Source organism: Macrococcus equipercicus, assembly GCF_004359525.2.
In the GTDB taxonomy this organism is placed as follows: Bacteria; Bacillota; Bacilli; order Staphylococcales; family Staphylococcaceae; genus Macrococcus; species Macrococcus equipercicus.
On record NZ_SCWC02000005.1, the window covers coordinates 40,101 to 55,553 of the forward strand.

The window sequence follows — 15,453 nt, forward strand, 5'->3', positions numbered from 1 at the left end:
AGATGCCCTCCTTAATTAACTTTAATTTCATTGAGTACATCAAGTGGCGTCAATTCGATGCCGTCCTTGACTTTGATTTCACCCTCGACAATCTCCAACTTGTCAATCTGCCGTGCATGCTGCTCGTCAGTGATGATAGTCGCTGAGTAGTTGTCATCGACCAGCATGTTCAGGCCGCCTTTGACGATAACCGACTGCCTGTCAATCTCCTTAATAAGTAATGACCACATAACAATCCTCCTATAGATTAGTATTAGTCGTGCCTACAAACATCTCACGGGTGTAAATGGTTGCCCCGGGTGTGGCCGAGTTAAACCTTAAATAAAAGTCCAACCGCTCGCTCGTGATCTGCTGAAGGTCAACTGTCAGTGTCACCTGTTGTTGATTGCCAGACCCGACTGACGTGATGGTCGCCGATTGATAAAACTTGGTCTCTGCCCCTCTAAAGTTGATAACTTCGACCATCCCAGTTGCGCCCGGCGTGTCCATGTAACATGATAAAATAATCTTTAAATAGCTCTGCTGCGGTACAATCTGGTATGCGTCAAACACAGATGGTTCTGTGTTTTGCGTGTCAAAAAATACGCTGTCCTCTGGTTGATTGACGCCCGCCACTTTAAACTGCGGATGATACCGCCAGACTGCTAGGTTAAACTGTGTTACACCATTTTTGATAGGTTGATAACCGTTGGCGTCAGTCACTGTCAGTACACCACGGACTTTACCGGTAATAACTTCCTGATGGTAATTGACTTCCTTCTTAATGTCATTCGTCGTAGAGGTCAATCGTCTTTCCATCAGACGACTCTTTTCTGCTGCTTGCTGTGCCTGTACTTCTGCAGAGGTCAATGGCCGTTCACCAATCCGGATAGACTTGTTCTGCGGGTTCATAATGTCCTCTGTCGTGGCCACGATCCTTAACACCTCGCCATTAATACCGAGCTCATCCACATAGCACCTATGTTTGTTACCTCGCTGAATCTGATCCGGCTCTAGGTCAATGGTTGATAGATCCAGTACATTGACGTCAATCTGGACCTTTGCTACCTGTTTTTTTATCTCCGCTACTTTTGCCTGTCCTGCCTGAAGTACAAGTTCCGGCGAATCCTTATCATCAAATACTTCTGTGCCCGTCTGGATGCCATAGAGTTTAATGAGTTCCGGGATGTCAATGTAGGACTTGCCACCGTTGACAGAATCGATTGTGATACGCGCCTGCTGATTATACTGATTGGTTTCTGCTGACCCTAGTGGAATTAACCTGGTAATCACATCGAGTGGATCAATCGTCTTTTTAATTGACTTGATGTTCCTACCGATTTTAAAAGGTGTCGTCTTCACAACCGTCGTTTCATCGAGCCAGTCAATGTACGTGCCGTCAGCTTCATATCGTGCATAAATCTCACCGCCCCACCGATTAACGCCGTCATCACGTATGTGATCCATCGTGGACTTTTCAGGCGTCGTATAGGCATAGCGCGTGGTGTCATATGACGGGTCTGTCGAAACCTCAACCTTTTTGGTAAACGTCACGTTCCCCAGCTTGAGTTGCTTGTAAGGCTCGACAGCTGCATTGTGCTTTGATAATAGCGCCGATAAATATTGCCTTGGCGTATAGTTGGTATACGTTGCATAAGATGGATAGCTGTCGTGCAGATAAGCCATCGCACCTTCAGCTGTGTAATCGGAGTCATACAGGCCATCCTCACCCATCTGATTCGATGGCAATAAAATACGCCCGCGAAACACAATCTCGTTGGTTTTGAGATTCTGTACTTCAATGAGCGTTTTTAATGAGCCGATATATAAGTTGTGATGGATCATATCAAATCTAAATTCATCAATCGCATCCACTGCTTTCTCCAGGGTTCCGGATTTGAGCAGATTGTCGTTTGATAAATAATCGAAGATGGCCGAACGAGGTCCGCCATCTTCGTAGATATCTACCTTATACAATTAGAGGACCTCGCTTCCATCAATGATGTTAACCGCATAAGGCTTTGCCTCGAACTTAAAGTCAACGTTTAGGCGTCCTTTTGCGATGTCATGCTCAAAGTTTAAACTGGTGCATTTAGCGACGTAGCAATAATCCTTCTCATAATCCAGAACAAGCTGCAGCCATCCTTTGTTCAGCAGCCACGCTGTCAGTTCCCGCTTTGTCTGAAACTGACTCGTGTTGCGTTCCATCTGGATATAGCCTTTGACTGTTATCTCACGGTTGTTATACCGCTGTCGTCCGGATATTGCAGAGAAATCATAATCACCGTCCATGTGAGCTACTTTATCACGTATCTCAATGGCCTCCGGATTAGGAGTGGCCAGCTCCGTAATCCTCAGCTCAAAAGTCAACGAGTGCCGGCCATTATAAGTAAATCCTGTAGACCTTATTCTCATGATGACGTCTTCCTCCTTGCTGATGTCTTAGCATTTGTAGCCTGATGTTTATCGACCTGCTTTGATACTTTGTAGCCGTCCATCAGGATGTTCGGATTCTTATCAAGGATCTTGGCCATCAAGTCAATAATTTTGTCGAAGTTCTTGCTCTGTTTGCCCAGTTCTTTTTGCAGATCGGCAATCACTTTGTCGTTCGATTTGTTTCTGTCGTTCTTAATCTGCTCAATTTTACGATCTAACTGTTGAGCATAGACATCGTTCTTACCGACAACATTCAAGCGTTTGGCAGTAGCCACGATAGCCTTAGTCGCATTGTTCGCTACCTGCGTCTTTTTCGCTGTCGGCAGAGGTATCACCTTTTTAGTGCCTGTCATGTACTTTTTACTGCTTGCAGCTAAGCCGGTCTTTTGATTGTTTAAATTCTTAATCTGCTTGGCCTGACTGATGATTGACGGATCATAGATGATACCTGACTCAGACTTACCAGAATCACTCGCCAGTTTGTTAATCTTGCGCTGCATGTTATTGATAGAAGCAATGCCTGACTTGCCACCACGAAGCAATACTTTCACTTTGCCGTATGAGTTCTCGACACCGCCTTCAATCAATTCGCGTAGAATCTGTGGATCCAGTCCGAGTTTGCGCAGTTTGACTAAATCGTTATGGAATTCAAGCATGCGTTTGTAACGGTAGTTCATTACTGATATAAAGTCTTTTGTTGAGTTGCCTGATGTAGCACCGAATCCGCCATAGTTCTTATAAGCATCACGAACTGACGTATTCAAGGACGCCTTTTCTTCAAGCGTGGTTTTGTACTTACCCTGTTTAGCAGCAAGCTGTGTACTGATGGCAGAACGCTTCTTGACGATGTTCTCAATCACGTTGCTCTTTAGTACTTCATTTCGCTTGACCGAGTTCAGATAATTAATCTGTGACTGAATCGCCTTATTCTCAGCACGGACATCAGCAATGACTTTCTTATTGCCTTTACTTTTACGGGCCTTCGCATAGTTGGCAGCTATCTTTGCCTGGTCTGCCTTGATGGTGCTGTTGACCTTCGCTCTGACAGCCTGGATGTTTTTCAACATTGTCTCAGGACTGTCTTTATAGATGTTCTTCAGACCAGCACTCATAAGTGAGCCGATGTCCCCGTAACTCTTAACGAGGCCGGAGTAGTTGGTCGTACGGCTTCTACGCATCAAATTGTTAGAGATGCCACGCAGTATACCTGCTCTGTTAGTGACTCGTGTAGTCTGCGGCCGTTTAACAGCTGATGACTTGGATGTAGACTTCGCAGCTGACTTGACCGGCACCAGAAGTTTACATCCGGCATAGATCATATCAGACGTCAGGCCATTGACCCGCTTAAGCTCCTTGACCGTCGTACCGAATGTACGGGCCAAGTCCCAAAGCGTATCACCCCAGACAATGTTGTGAGTACGAGTGGACTTCGATTTGGTTGTGCCGGATGACAACTTGATGAGCTTGTCATCGTTAACGATGTTGTTGGCTTGCGCCAGTAATGGCCGCGCTCTATGCTTCTTGCGTGGGTCGAGTGGAATAATCATTTCTGGATATTCTTCGCCTGCGATGACGGTCTCATTCTGGATGATGCCACCATTCGCGAATCGACGTAATCCGGATGGTCCCCAACCGCTTCTGCCATATGGCAAATCTCTGCGCCAATTACTGTTGTTGAAGAATGCCAGCAACTGATCATAGCCACGGCGCATGTTCTCATGGCCAGCAACCGCATATTTCCGGAACGTCTGCGGAACGTACTGCAGTAAACCTTGAGCCGGATTACCACTCGCAGTATTAACATCCCAAACTGATGAAGACTGAACGACTTTTTCATTACCGGTAGATTCACGATTAATTTGAGCGATGATGCCTTTTAGTTCTCTGCTTGTTAAATCAACATTCATTTTAGCTGCAGCGCGTTTAATGGTACTTGCCCAGCTCTGTGCGTTACCTGCAATGCCATTGCCTTTACCTTTTGCATAATGCTTTGCCCAATACTCTGGGTCAATCGAATCTTCGTTATATAAATAGCCGCGTCCTTTATTTACCTGCCAATGCAAGTGATCGCCGAAAGAGTTACCAGTATTACCAACTTTTCCGATAATCTGGCCAGCTGTAACACGGTCACCTTTTTTAACTGTTCTGCTGCCATTTAACATATGCATCAAAATGTGAGTAAATCCATCCGCGAATATCTGGACTTCATTACCACCAGATGGTTGATTCGGAGAGAACCAAGACTGAATAACTTCTCCTGTAATCGGAGACGGAACTGGTGTTCCAGCCGGCATTGCATAGTCAATACCTGCATGACCGCCTTTTTGCCATCCACGCCCTGCTGTTTTAGTCCAACTTGCAAATGGATTGTAACCACCACCTGCAGATTCGAACCATTCCTTGATTTTTCCTTGTAGCATAATCTTCAGTTTGCTGTAAGCCAGCTTTGCCATTGTACCCGTCATTCCCAGACCGCCGAAGTCAATACCCATGCTGCCCATTACTTTATCAAGCAAGGCCTTTGGATTTTTAATGTAATCCATAACATCTCCGATAATATCTCCGGCTTTAGCCTTGACTGCACCTACAGTTTCCTTAAATTTTTTGCCAAGAGTTCCGATACCGTCCATCGCATTACCTGCCATGCCACGAATATCAAATTGCTTTGCGTTGGTCCAGAAATCATCTTTATCTGTGCCTTTATCGAAGTGTGGCAGACGGCTCATATATGCATGTGTTTTACGTCCACTGTGTACTTTATCGCCTTTATCGAGTCTGACGAGCGTATCTTTTGCAGGCGTAAGGTACTTAGTGCCATTTGCTTTTTCGATGATTTCGCGACGGTACCCGCCTGGGCCATTACCTGGTCCACGGTCACCCACGATAGCCATCGTAGGTTGTGCGATTGCACCGTTTCTAACAATTGCAGAAGAAGCACGCGTTCCAGTGTGAAGTTCTGGAATCTTATCCATAAGATTCTTCTTGGTGATGGCTTTAGAAATCGTATTGATTCCGCCAATCATTTTGTTCAGTCCCGAGATAGCCCCATTAGCCACAGATTTACCGAGATTTTGAGCCTTAGTTTTCATGCCTTCTTTAGCATTTGAGATGTAAGAACCTATACTATCAGTCCATTTTTTAGCACCGTTGTACATGCCCATAAATTTATCGACGGCATTTTTTTTCATACTGCCAGCAAATGAGCCAACATTTTTAGTGATTGATTCCCATCTATCATGCACTTTTTTGCCGGTTTCATCGTTCCATTTCTTGACGCCTTTATACATATCAAATGCACTGCCAACACCTTTCGACAGCATTTTTCCTGACCATTTAGCAACGCTGCCAGATGCTTCTTCCCACTTGGATTTTACTCGTCCTGTTTGAGCATCAATGTGCAGTGTAACACCTTTGTTTTGTGCGGCTGCTTCGTTAACCACTTTGTTATGCTGCTTTTCAGCATTTTTCTTTGACTCTTTGTACTGACGTTCAGCATCCTTAATGATTGCATCGGCTTGTTTTTTGGATATTGACTTTGCCACATCGCGTTGATAAATAGCCTCATCAATCACTTTATCACGCTTCTGTTTTGCATTTTTTATGGATTCATTACGCTCTTTAGCAGAATGTTTGATGACTTCTGCCGCTGCTTCGAGTGAGAGTTTTGATTTATTCGATTTTAATCGTCCCAAAATAATTCGTTGTTCTTTTTCACTTTTAGAGAGAGAAGCCACAACTTTTTTATCCATCTGACTTTGCAGAGCGACAATCTTGTTTTCCTCAGATTTAGTTAAAGCTCGTCGTTCCATTCGTGCTTTAGTATAGATAGCTTTTATATCATTCTGGATTAATTGTACAGCCTGAATCTCTTTAGAGTTACCTGTCTGTGCTTTTACAAGAATACGCTGTTCTTCAGCATTTGTTAGACCCCGCGTTGCTGAGAAGATGCCCCTGAGACCCGCGACTTCGCGCTGCTTGCGTTGCGCTATTTTTTTAAGCACACCGGACGACATGTCTGCATATAACTTCATCATCTCCAAGTACTGCTTTTCTCCGATTTTTTTATTCGACATACGCAGTTCTTCGAGCTTTTTTGAAGCCTTCATCGATAAATTAGTATAGCCTTTAAGTGCCGTTTCGGTTGAGCTGCTGACTCCTTTACCATATACATTTGTTTTATCAGTCGCTTTTGTGACTGCTTGATTCACCAGACCAAAGAATCCTTTTGCGGCTACACCTGCAGGAGACAATTCAAATCCTTTTTTAGCGACGTAGCCAAGGCCGTCTCCGGCTTTCTTAAATCCTGTGCCAATTTTTCCAACCCAGGAGAAATTCATCTGAGGTGCAATCTCTTTTAAAAGTTTGCCAGTGTTATCGACACCAGTCCGGAACCATCCGATGTGTTTATAGGCAAGCTTAAATCCTGCTGCTAGTAGTGTTACAGCAGTAAGAGTTATGCCTACCGGTCCAGTTACAAGACCGATTCCGGCACGAAGCAACCCGGCACCTCTTGCTAGTAGACCGACTGATCTCGTCGCACCGCCGGCGTTTTTGCCGAACACATTAAACATACCGCCAAGCTTTCCTACTGGTCCAGCAGATTTACCTAGAGTTTTTCCAGCCGTCATATTAGCAGTAGCATTAGCTTCAGCTGCTACTGTGTTAGCAGCATACTTACCAGACAGACGGGCCAAGCCGTCAGCCGCAGTTCCCGTTGCTTTTGCCACAAGTCCTACTCCTACAATTACAGGTCCAGTAGCCGCAGCTACAAGTCCAATACCAACTGCAGTTTTTCTTGCCCAACCTGGCATCTCACTGAATTTAGTAGCTAGAGACTGCGCTCCATTCGCAAGTTCTCTGATATATGGTGTCATATCCTGTCCGATTTGAATGCCGACAGTCTCAAAGGCGCCGCCCATTTCCTCTACCGCACCCTTAAGATTGTTCATCATGGCTTTAGAGGCTTTCTGTGATGCACCGTCTGACTCTTCGAGTGACTTTGTCATCTTACCGATTTTGTCTGGACCTTGCTCCATCATAACGAGCATACCTGATACTGCCTCTTTACCAACCAACTGCGATAAGTTAGCTGCTTTCTGTGTATCAGTCATACCTTCCATTGAGCTTTCCAGATTGCGAACCAGCTGCTCCATACCGACGAAATTACCCGATGCATCTGAAACCTCCACGCCCATCTTGTTCATGAGCTTAGCGTTCTTTTCCGATGGATCCAGGAGGCCCAGTAATGCGCCACGTAAAGTGGTACCAGCTTGTTCACCCTTCAGACCTGAATCAACCATCATACCGATAGAAGCAGACGTTTCTTCAAGGCTCATACCGAGTGACTTTGCAGGAGCCGCGGCGTATTTTAGTGCATACTCCATATCAGTGATATCAGCAGCTGATTGATTGGCAGTTTGAGCGAGTACGTCAGCTACATGAGAAGACTTACCAGCTTCGATACCAAAGGCATTCATTGCACTGGCCATAACATTCGCAGTCTGAGTCATATCGCTTCCGGATGCTTCTGCAGCTGATATAATACCAGGCATCGCTGCCATAATCTGATTCGCATCATAACCTTTGGCAGCCATCTCCTCCATACCTTTGGCCACTTCAGACGCTGACTTGGTCGTGGATGCACCGAGTTCCATTGCGACACGTTTCATTTCTTCAAACTTCGAACCTGTCGTGTCTGAGATTGCGCCGACACGTGACATCTGTGCATCAAAGTCCATCGCTGTCTTGACACCCATTGCACCAATACCAGCGAGTGGTGCAGTGACGGCTAAGGACATTGACTGCCCGGTAGACGTCCATTTATCTCCAACGGACTTCAATTTAGAAGAATAGGCTTCCAGTTCCTTCTGCCGCTGTGTGAATGGTGAGTTCTTAATGGCCTCAGCCTTATTGAAGTCTTGTAATTCTTTTGTTGTCGCTGCAATATCGTCTTTTAGGTCGTTTAGTATCTTGGTCTGATCTTTGAGTGCTATATTCGCTTTGACTGCCTTCTCACTGTTCTCGCCGTAATCTTTAGTGAGCTTTCGTACTTCTGCAGCTTGAGCATAGACTGCTTTCTTCTGCAGTTCCATCTTGTCGTTGAGTGACTTGATCTTACCTTCAATCTGGCCATACTGATTACCAGCTAGTTTCATCTTGGACAAGTTATTTTGCCATTCCGCATCAACGAGCTTCATCTTGTCCTGGAGTGTCGCCTTGCTACGGGCCATCTCCTGTTCCTGCTTCAGTAACTTCGCCTGCTGTCCTTCAACTTTCTTCTGTTCAATGGATGACTGCTTCATCTCATCAGTCATCTCACCGATAGACCGCTTCAAATTACCATATACGCCTTGCTGTTTAACCAGTTCTGCGTTCGCTTTGATGACCTTTGTATGATTCTCACCATACTCTTTTGTTAAGTTCTCTACCTTACGCTTGTGCTCGTCTACAATCTTTGTCTGAATCTGTAGCTTGTCGTTCATACCTTTTACACTTGTAGACAATTTCTCTATACTACGATCTGACTGTTTAAATGTCGAAAGTGACGACTTCCATGTATTATCTGCAAGTTTCATCCTTGCATTAAGGTTCGACAGGCCACGAACCAGACTGGTGTCATTTAATCCCACTTCAACAACCGTCTTGCCGACGGGTTCTCCTATGACGCTCATTAAACTACCTCCTTCCCTAAAAAAATAAACCTGTTAAAGCGTTCAGTTGAACGCTTCAAACAGGCTATAGACTCTTTTAGTCCTATTCACTTTCTTCTGTTCGTTTCTGACCATTTCAAATTCATCTTCGACTGCAAGGTTATACTGATGCACATAATAGTGAAAGTCTCCATTCAGCAGTTCGATAGGACTGATGTTAAAATACTTTGCTATCATGGCCATATTTTTATCAAGCTGCCGGATGACTTGATTCATTGTCAGTGATTCAACTTCTTCATCCGTTATTTCGCTTGATTCTCCAACGGAACTATAGCGTTTCCCAACGCACTTGCAAAGATTTGTGTCAGTGTGCCTTGATACTTACGTGCATCCAGACCATTCTGCAATTCTTCAAGTGTGAACTGATCATTAAAGTACATCACTGCAAGATTTTCGTACAAATTCAATATCTTTTCTTCAGTCTCAAAAGTGAACACGACAGGAATCAATTTACCTTCTTCATCACGTTCATAATTTTCTTTACCGTCATGTTTAAAATTAAGTTTCTTTTCTTCATATTGAAGCTTAATCGCTTCACGGTAGACGTGTCCAGGTACTGATTCGGGGGCTTTGATGACACGTTTTGCGCCCTTGTTATTAACTAATGTGATTGATTCTACAAATCCTAGTTCAACTTCTTCAGATTTTTCAGTTGCTACTTCTACTTCTGTGTTTAATAATTCTTTTGTCATTATGGATTCCTACTTTCAAATATTTTTATTTTGGCCAAAATAAAAAGGGGAATAATCCCCTCTGATTAATTTTCTTCTAGTTCTTTGATGTAAGATTTACCGTTTGGATGGCTAAGCAGCTCTTGAATACGTTCTTCGCTCACTTTTTTGTTTGCTGGATTAGGATAAATATTATTGATCTCGTATTCTTTATAATTGTCCTGAGCATCTGTAAATGCACGGATTACTTCGTACTTCTTCGTTTTTGTTTCCGTTGATTTAGGAGTTTCTTCAGTTGTTTTAGTAGCTGTCTTTTTAGCTTCTGCCATTGTTTATTCCTCCTTAAACGATTTCTGGACGTGGTTTCCAACCTTTAGGTTGCGCAGTCACGGGTGCCGGTTTGCTGAACACTTCGATGAAGAATTTATCTAACGTCGCATAGTCGTCTTTTTTAATGATGCGGCGACGCTCTTTGATGTTATCGCAGCGGCGCTGAGTAAACTCACCACTCATTGAATGATTGCTGAAGTCTACTTTACCTTCTTCAGATGACTTGCCTTCATCGTCTCCAACTACATAAGTTCCTCGAGTGAATCCGATTGCTTCAACATCTTTGTTCAACCGTTCTTTGTAGAAGATTGTACCAACAACTGGAGGATCGATTACACCTCCATATTGAGTAACGAGTCCGTCTTCAGAAACCTCCATACCTGCTAACCAAGCGCGCAGTTCTAACGGCAGAGCAAACGCCTGTAAATCGACCTTAGAATCGCCTTGAGACACAGCTTCTTCCTGCTTCTCACCGTCGCCCCAGTTAGCTACGCTCTCCTGGTCTTTGTTTACTTTAATGTCCTGAGAGCCGCGCACATGATAGATTTCGCCGTAAGCTGCCGGCTTCCCTAATTCGTCAGTCGTCAACTCCGCTAAGTGCATACCACTAATATTCACTGTTGAACCTAATGTTTCAGTGATCTTAATCATTGCCATAATGTGTTTCCTCCTAAAGTTTTAATAGATTTCTTCTTCTGATAATTCGTAAGCATAAAAATAGCGAGCAGCGTCACGATATAAAGTGACATTGTCCGCTACTTTTTCAGTATGTTGTTCTAATCTGTCTACAAATCCAAAGCCATGTTCCTTAAGCAACCTTTTAATTTTGTTACCGACCGTCAACAAGCCGTTCGTCTGCCAGATATCAATCTGGAAAAAGAGACCAGCTGCCATTATTTCGCCGTCTCCAAATTCAAGATCAGGTGTATCAAGTAGAGAAAGACGGATATACGGTGGTTTTGATTTCATCGTTTCAGGTATATCAGCAATCCTGATATTGTTTGCAGGTATAATACCTATTATTGAAGGATCACTGATAATAATGTCCCTTAAAAATTTGTATGGATCATCCATTCAAACCATACTCCTTTCGCATCACGGTGTGCATGGCATTCAGCCGTTTCTCATGAGAATCCTTGACAGCTTTAGTAATCTTGAGCTGCGGCTTCTGATGCACTGTGCCCCATTCAACGAAGTGGACACGATACTCAACTTTTGAACCTTCAGGCCATCCGATTTTTATAATCGTCTCGCCTTTCTCGTTCTTGTGTGATTTACCGATTACCACTTTATCGCGGGCAGTCCCTTTATCGACAAATATATCTTTTTTGATTTGTGCTAATGTAATTTCTGCTCCGGCCTTAATGATTGCATCTTCCGATCCCTTAATACGCTGTATCAGACTTTTAACTTTGCGATCATCAAAAGGTTTGATTTCTAAACTCATAGAGTTTTCCTTTCAATAACCAGATACATGTATTTCTGCCTCGAATCTTCATCCAGGACATCGATAATAGCGTACCTGTTACCCTTGTATTCGACGGTCATGTCAGTTGTAATGCCAACCTTATAGCGTATTCGAAACTGCAGCAGATTGCTTGTACCAGCTTGAACGGATAACTCATAATCTTTGGAACGATTATCTATAAGTTCCGCCCAACATTTGTGATAAACATCTTCAGTGGGGTTGCTCCATCCATCTTCAGAAACATCATCAGTTGCGTAAATAATTAATCGTTTATCCAGCTGGCCAACTTTCTCAGTAGTATACTGACGCTTTTTAAACCGAGGCATAATCAAAACCTCCATACTCAATCTGCAGATGGATAATCATTGAATTCAGGGACATTGCAATCAGTTCACCGGAACCAACTGGCTCCCTGTTCTCATACCAGTGCAGACATAGCATTTTCAGCGCAAGAAATGCCTGAGCATTTTCCATGGGCTTACCTTCTAAATCTTTGAAATAATCAAATCGATAGTTTGTCTTGGAGTAGATGAAAGGTTTGGCAGCCATCACGAGTGACTCAACAGTGACGTTCTCCTCATCACCGTCAATCTTCATAAACTCTTTAACATCATCCAGCAATTCAGTTTCCGTCACTATTCATCACCCCTTACACTACGTCAGGTGCAGCAACTGTGAAGTTCTTGTCGATTTCAGCATAGACTACAGCTTCTTTGTCAACGAATTTGACATCTTCACGTTCAATGAATCGCATGTCAGTAGAATTACGTGTGAACGCTTTGCCACCAATATTCGTTGTCAAGATGGATTGCTGCTGACGATCGAACAATGTGATAGCTTCTTTTAGGTCGCCGATGATGATAGGTGCCTTACCAGCATTTGATGGCAGAACTTTATTGCTGAACATGATGACGTCTTTACCTTCAATCTGTTTTTTCGTCGGATCAATTGGATTAGGTTGCATCACGTATTTTCCATCTTCGTATTTAAGAAGATCCAACACATTGAATCCATCCTGATTTGTGATAATAACTGCACCGCCATGAAATACTGGATCGAGCGTTACATTAATTGCCGTCTTGATACCATCAACAGAATTAATAGCCTGGACTGGCAACTGCTTAATCAAGTTAAGAACCAGTGAGTTACGAGTGACAACAGATTTACGAGCGCCCCATCGCGCAGCATAGGCTACTACATTTTCATCACTATCTTGGATTAAGTCGTTGGACATCGGCAGGATACCTGCGTAGTTCTTTACCATGAAGTTAATACGTTCAAATCCTGGTCCTTCGATTTCAGGAATCTCAGTCATTTCTTCAACAGCGACTAACGGTGTCATTGTTGAAAGTTTTTCATAAAGACGAGATCCTTTCGGTCGAGACACAGGCTCTACATTGACATAGTCTTCAAGCGATACATACTCGCGTTTGTATTCATTGATCTTGAATGAGATATCTTCCGGAACAAGAAGCCCACCATCTTCATCAACCTTTTCAACCATAGCGTCAGAGATAAGTCCCGTGCGCATGAAGTTAACGAAACTTTTAACTTCTGTCTGTTTGTCTTGGATGACAGGATCTTTTGGCATTTGATTGAAGTCAAGTACCTGGTTTACTTTCTCTGCTTCCTGAATTTCACTATACGCTTCAATCTGTGCATTGATTTTGTCAATCTCTGCTTTGTGTTCCTTGTATTTGTCCATATCGCCGGCATCAATTGAGTCGTGCGCTGCATCTACTGCTTGTGCTTTTAAAGCCTGCAAATCTTTAAATTTCATGCATATTTCCTCCTGTTTTTTAGTTTTTTGCATAAAAAATAGACATCACCGTTTGGTATGTCCTTGACTGTATTTTTTCTGGTGTCCAGCTTCACCAAGATATATGATCACCTCCGGCTACTGGGCTATACTGATAATCAGATCCTTGTATGCCTGAGCCTTTTCAGATTGCAGATCATCTTGCTGCGTTAACTTCTTAGGAGTGTTCTTGTATTTCGCTGCATATTCACGGTCAATACTTGCCGCGACTTTAACCGCTTCAGTGACTTCATCAATGAAGCCGTAAGCTTTAGCATCGTCAGCTGATAGCCAGGTCTCTTCCTGCATCATTGTTCGGATGTTTTCTTCAGTTGTCTGGCCATTCGTTTTGTTCAGGTACGTATTGATGATGGATTCATTAATCTTGTCCAGGTCAGCAGCCACCTTACGCATCTCGCGTGAGTTACCAATAGCGAATGTCCAAGGGTCATGAATCATCAGCATCGCGTTATTCGGCATTACAATCTTGTCGCCGGCCATCGCAATGACTGAGGCGATAGAAGCAGCAAGCCCGTCAACACGAACTGTCACAAACGCTTTATGTCTGTTCAACATCGAATAAATCGCTTGACCTTCAAATACGTCTCCGCCCGGCGAGTTGATATAAAGGTTAATCTGTGAGACGTCACCTAGCGATTTAAGTTCATCGTTAAACTGCTGCGCGCTGCTTTCAGAAAACCACCCTTCAGACTCAATCGCACCATAGATATGGATGTCTGCAGTGCTTTCGTTAAGAACTTTCATTGAATAAAATTTGTTCTTATTTTTGCTCATCTTTTTTATCACCTCCTTCATCGGATGTTTTAGATCTCGCTTTGGCCAGCTGATAATCTCTCATGATGTCGAGTGGCACCAGATTCAAGTTGCCGAATCGTGTTTCACCTAAATCATTGTCTATCAGCTCCATGTCTTCCAGTGAAAGAACATTGTTGATGGTGTACGCTCCAATCTTCTGCATCGTCTCATAGAACTTAGCACGGCTCTCTGAGTCGCCTCTCAGCTCAGCTTCCAGATTGAACTTGCAGTAACGTCCTTCTTCTTCGTCAACGATGGTCAGCAGCTTAGAATCAAGTTCCTGTTCGATGTTTGTTACGAGCGGAAGGATTGTATTAATCACGTATTGCAGTGACTGCTGCTCAATATTTGAGAAGGTTGCTCTATCAAGTTCACCGACTTTATGCGGTGGCACCTTATAGATGCTTGCAATCTGCAGCTTATTGAACTTCATCGATTCGATAAATTGAGCGTCCTTCTGCGGAATAGTAATCGTCTGGAACTCTAGCGCTCCGTCAACTACCGCAACATCTTCATCATTGTTCACTTCGTACCATGCCTCACGCAATTTCTTTTTGTTGTCAGGACTAATGACTTCAGCTGACTTCAATATACCTCTTGGAATGGCGCTCTTCTGATAAAAGCTCGATTGATGCTTGTTACCGCCAATATTTGTAGATAAGTTGTATCTGATGACCTGGATCGGCGAAAGTCCGACATGTCCGTCAAGACTTAAATCCATAAAGTGTAGTACGTCATCCGCATCAATCAGATAACTCTTATTGTTAAGCTGTGTCATGTAAAAGTATTTTTTCTTGTCACTGTCATAACGTTTAGCTGTCGTTAATGGGTTGAGTGGAAGAATCTCTTCGGCCTGCCCTCTGTTGTTGCGATTAATATAACAGTAGGCGTTGCCATAAACCATCATGTGCGTAATCATCAGCCGCTTCCAGACAAATGCAGTCATAAATTCATTCGGCTGCTTTTTCAGCAGACGATATACAGGATGATTGATTTCCCGTTCAATCGTCCTTTCCTTCTTGGCGAGAAGAGATATAGGATATTTAGCCATGTCATCGGCCAGTACCTTGATACATGCATACACTTCACTTGTCCGAATCGCTGTTTCTTCATCAACACGTCCGGCTGCATCTGTATTGAACATCGTATTAAACCAGTTCAGATTACCTGTATACGTCTCATTCCGTGGCCGTGATGCCTTTTTACTTAATAACATTTACTCACCTCCTTCCTGCTAGTATGGCC

15 protein-coding genes are annotated in these 15,453 nt (G+C 43.5%); all 15 read right to left on the reverse strand.

The genetic code is table 11. The features are described from left to right. Positions 1-11: 11 nt before the first annotated feature. Complete coding sequence (locus ERX35_RS07805) at positions 12-230, reverse strand: hypothetical protein (protein WP_149459370.1); 219 nt, start codon at positions 228-230, stop codon at positions 12-14. Between the two features lie 10 nt (positions 231-240). Next, positions 241-1,956, reverse strand: coding sequence for a phage tail spike protein (locus ERX35_RS07810; RefSeq protein ID WP_149459371.1), 1,716 nt, complete (start codon positions 1,954-1,956; stop codon positions 241-243). Next, positions 1,957-2,394 (reverse strand): hypothetical protein, encoded by a 438-nt coding sequence (locus ERX35_RS07815; protein ID WP_149459372.1) that lies wholly within the window; start codon positions 2,392-2,394, stop codon positions 1,957-1,959. Next, a complete protein-coding gene (locus tag ERX35_RS07820; protein WP_149459373.1) occupies positions 2,391-9,086 on the reverse strand; it encodes a phage tail tape measure protein in 6,696 nt (2,231 codons plus the stop codon). The genes ERX35_RS07815 and ERX35_RS07820 overlap by 4 nt, the downstream gene beginning before the upstream one ends. 42 nt (positions 9,087-9,128) lie before the next feature. Next, complete coding sequence (locus ERX35_RS07825) at positions 9,129-9,341, reverse strand: hypothetical protein (RefSeq protein ID WP_149459374.1); 213 nt, start codon at positions 9,339-9,341, stop codon at positions 9,129-9,131. A gap of 26 nt (positions 9,342-9,367) precedes the next feature. Beyond that, a complete protein-coding gene (gpG, locus tag ERX35_RS07830; protein WP_149459375.1) occupies positions 9,368-9,817 on the reverse strand; it encodes a phage tail assembly chaperone G in 450 nt (149 codons plus the stop codon). 65 nt (positions 9,818-9,882) lie between these two features. Further along, positions 9,883-10,125, reverse strand: coding sequence for a hypothetical protein (locus tag ERX35_RS07835; RefSeq protein WP_149459376.1), 243 nt, complete (start codon positions 10,123-10,125; stop codon positions 9,883-9,885). A gap of 13 nt (positions 10,126-10,138) precedes the next feature. After that, positions 10,139-10,783, reverse strand: a complete 645-nt coding sequence (locus tag ERX35_RS07840; RefSeq protein WP_149459377.1) for a major tail protein — start codon at positions 10,781-10,783, stop codon at positions 10,139-10,141. Positions 10,784-10,804: 21 nt separating this feature from the next. After that, on the reverse strand, positions 10,805-11,200 hold the full coding sequence (locus ERX35_RS07845; protein ID WP_149459378.1) for a hypothetical protein: 396 nt from the start codon (positions 11,198-11,200) through the stop codon (positions 10,805-10,807). After that, positions 11,193-11,573 carry an HK97-gp10 family putative phage morphogenesis protein gene (locus ERX35_RS07850; RefSeq protein ID WP_149459379.1) on the reverse strand — a complete coding sequence of 127 codons (381 nt, stop codon included), beginning with the start codon at positions 11,571-11,573 and terminating at the stop codon, positions 11,193-11,195. Before ERX35_RS07850 ends, ERX35_RS07845 begins: the two co-directional genes overlap by 8 nt. Beyond that, positions 11,570-11,920 carry a phage head closure protein gene (locus ERX35_RS07855; RefSeq protein ID WP_170234582.1) on the reverse strand — a complete coding sequence of 117 codons (351 nt, stop codon included), beginning with the start codon at positions 11,918-11,920 and terminating at the stop codon, positions 11,570-11,572. Before ERX35_RS07855 ends, ERX35_RS07850 begins: the two co-directional genes overlap by 4 nt. Beyond that, positions 11,907-12,230 carry a head-tail connector protein gene (locus ERX35_RS07860; RefSeq protein ID WP_149459381.1) on the reverse strand — a complete coding sequence of 108 codons (324 nt, stop codon included), beginning with the start codon at positions 12,228-12,230 and terminating at the stop codon, positions 11,907-11,909. Before ERX35_RS07860 ends, ERX35_RS07855 begins: the two co-directional genes overlap by 14 nt. Before the next feature lie 13 nt (positions 12,231-12,243). Next, positions 12,244-13,374, reverse strand: coding sequence for a phage major capsid protein (locus ERX35_RS07865; RefSeq protein ID WP_170234583.1), 1,131 nt, complete (start codon positions 13,372-13,374; stop codon positions 12,244-12,246). Between the two features lie 117 nt (positions 13,375-13,491). Further along, on the reverse strand, positions 13,492-14,157 hold the full coding sequence (locus ERX35_RS07870; protein WP_149459453.1) for a head maturation protease, ClpP-related: 666 nt from the start codon (positions 14,155-14,157) through the stop codon (positions 13,492-13,494). A 16-nt stretch (positions 14,158-14,173) separates the two neighbouring features. Then, positions 14,174-15,424: a phage portal protein gene (locus ERX35_RS07875; RefSeq protein WP_149459383.1), complete on the reverse strand. Its 1,251-nt coding sequence runs from the start codon at positions 15,422-15,424 to the stop codon at positions 14,174-14,176. Positions 15,425-15,453 lie beyond the last annotated feature (29 nt).

Bases quoted from the DNA above. Each gene is read 5' to 3' on its own strand.
- ERX35_RS07850 (WP_149459379.1), bottom strand. From the start codon at position 11,573: ATGAGTTTAGAAATCAAACCTTTTGATGATCGCAAAGTTAAAAGTCTG.
- ERX35_RS07865 (WP_170234583.1), bottom strand. From the start codon at position 13,374: ATGAAATTTAAAGATTTGCAGGCTTTAAAAGCACAAGCAGTAGATGCA.
- gpG (WP_149459375.1), bottom strand. From the start codon at position 9,817: ATGACAAAAGAATTATTAAACACAGAAGTAGAAGTAGCAACTGAAAAA.
- ERX35_RS07835 (WP_149459376.1), bottom strand. From the start codon at position 10,125: ATGGCAGAAGCTAAAAAGACAGCTACTAAAACAACTGAAGAAACTCCT.
- ERX35_RS07845 (WP_149459378.1), bottom strand. From the start codon at position 11,200: ATGGATGATCCATACAAATTTTTAAGGGACATTATTATCAGTGATCCT.
- ERX35_RS07825 (WP_149459374.1), bottom strand. From the start codon at position 9,341: ATGAATCAAGTCATCCGGCAGCTTGATAAAAATATGGCCATGATAGCA.
- ERX35_RS07840 (WP_149459377.1), bottom strand. From the start codon at position 10,783: ATGGCAATGATTAAGATCACTGAAACATTAGGTTCAACAGTGAATATT.
- ERX35_RS07815 (WP_149459372.1), bottom strand. From the start codon at position 2,394: ATGAGAATAAGGTCTACAGGATTTACTTATAATGGCCGGCACTCGTTG.
- ERX35_RS07805 (WP_149459370.1), bottom strand. From the start codon at position 230: ATGTGGTCATTACTTATTAAGGAGATTGACAGGCAGTCGGTTATCGTC.
- ERX35_RS07870 (WP_149459453.1), bottom strand. From the start codon at position 14,157: ATGAAAGTTCTTAACGAAAGCACTGCAGACATCCATATCTATGGTGCG.
- ERX35_RS07875 (WP_149459383.1), bottom strand. From the start codon at position 15,424: ATGTTATTAAGTAAAAAGGCATCACGGCCACGGAATGAGACGTATACA.
- ERX35_RS07820 (WP_149459373.1), bottom strand. From the start codon at position 9,086: ATGAGCGTCATAGGAGAACCCGTCGGCAAGACGGTTGTTGAAGTGGGA.
- ERX35_RS07855 (WP_170234582.1), bottom strand. From the start codon at position 11,920: ATGCCTCGGTTTAAAAAGCGTCAGTATACTACTGAGAAAGTTGGCCAG.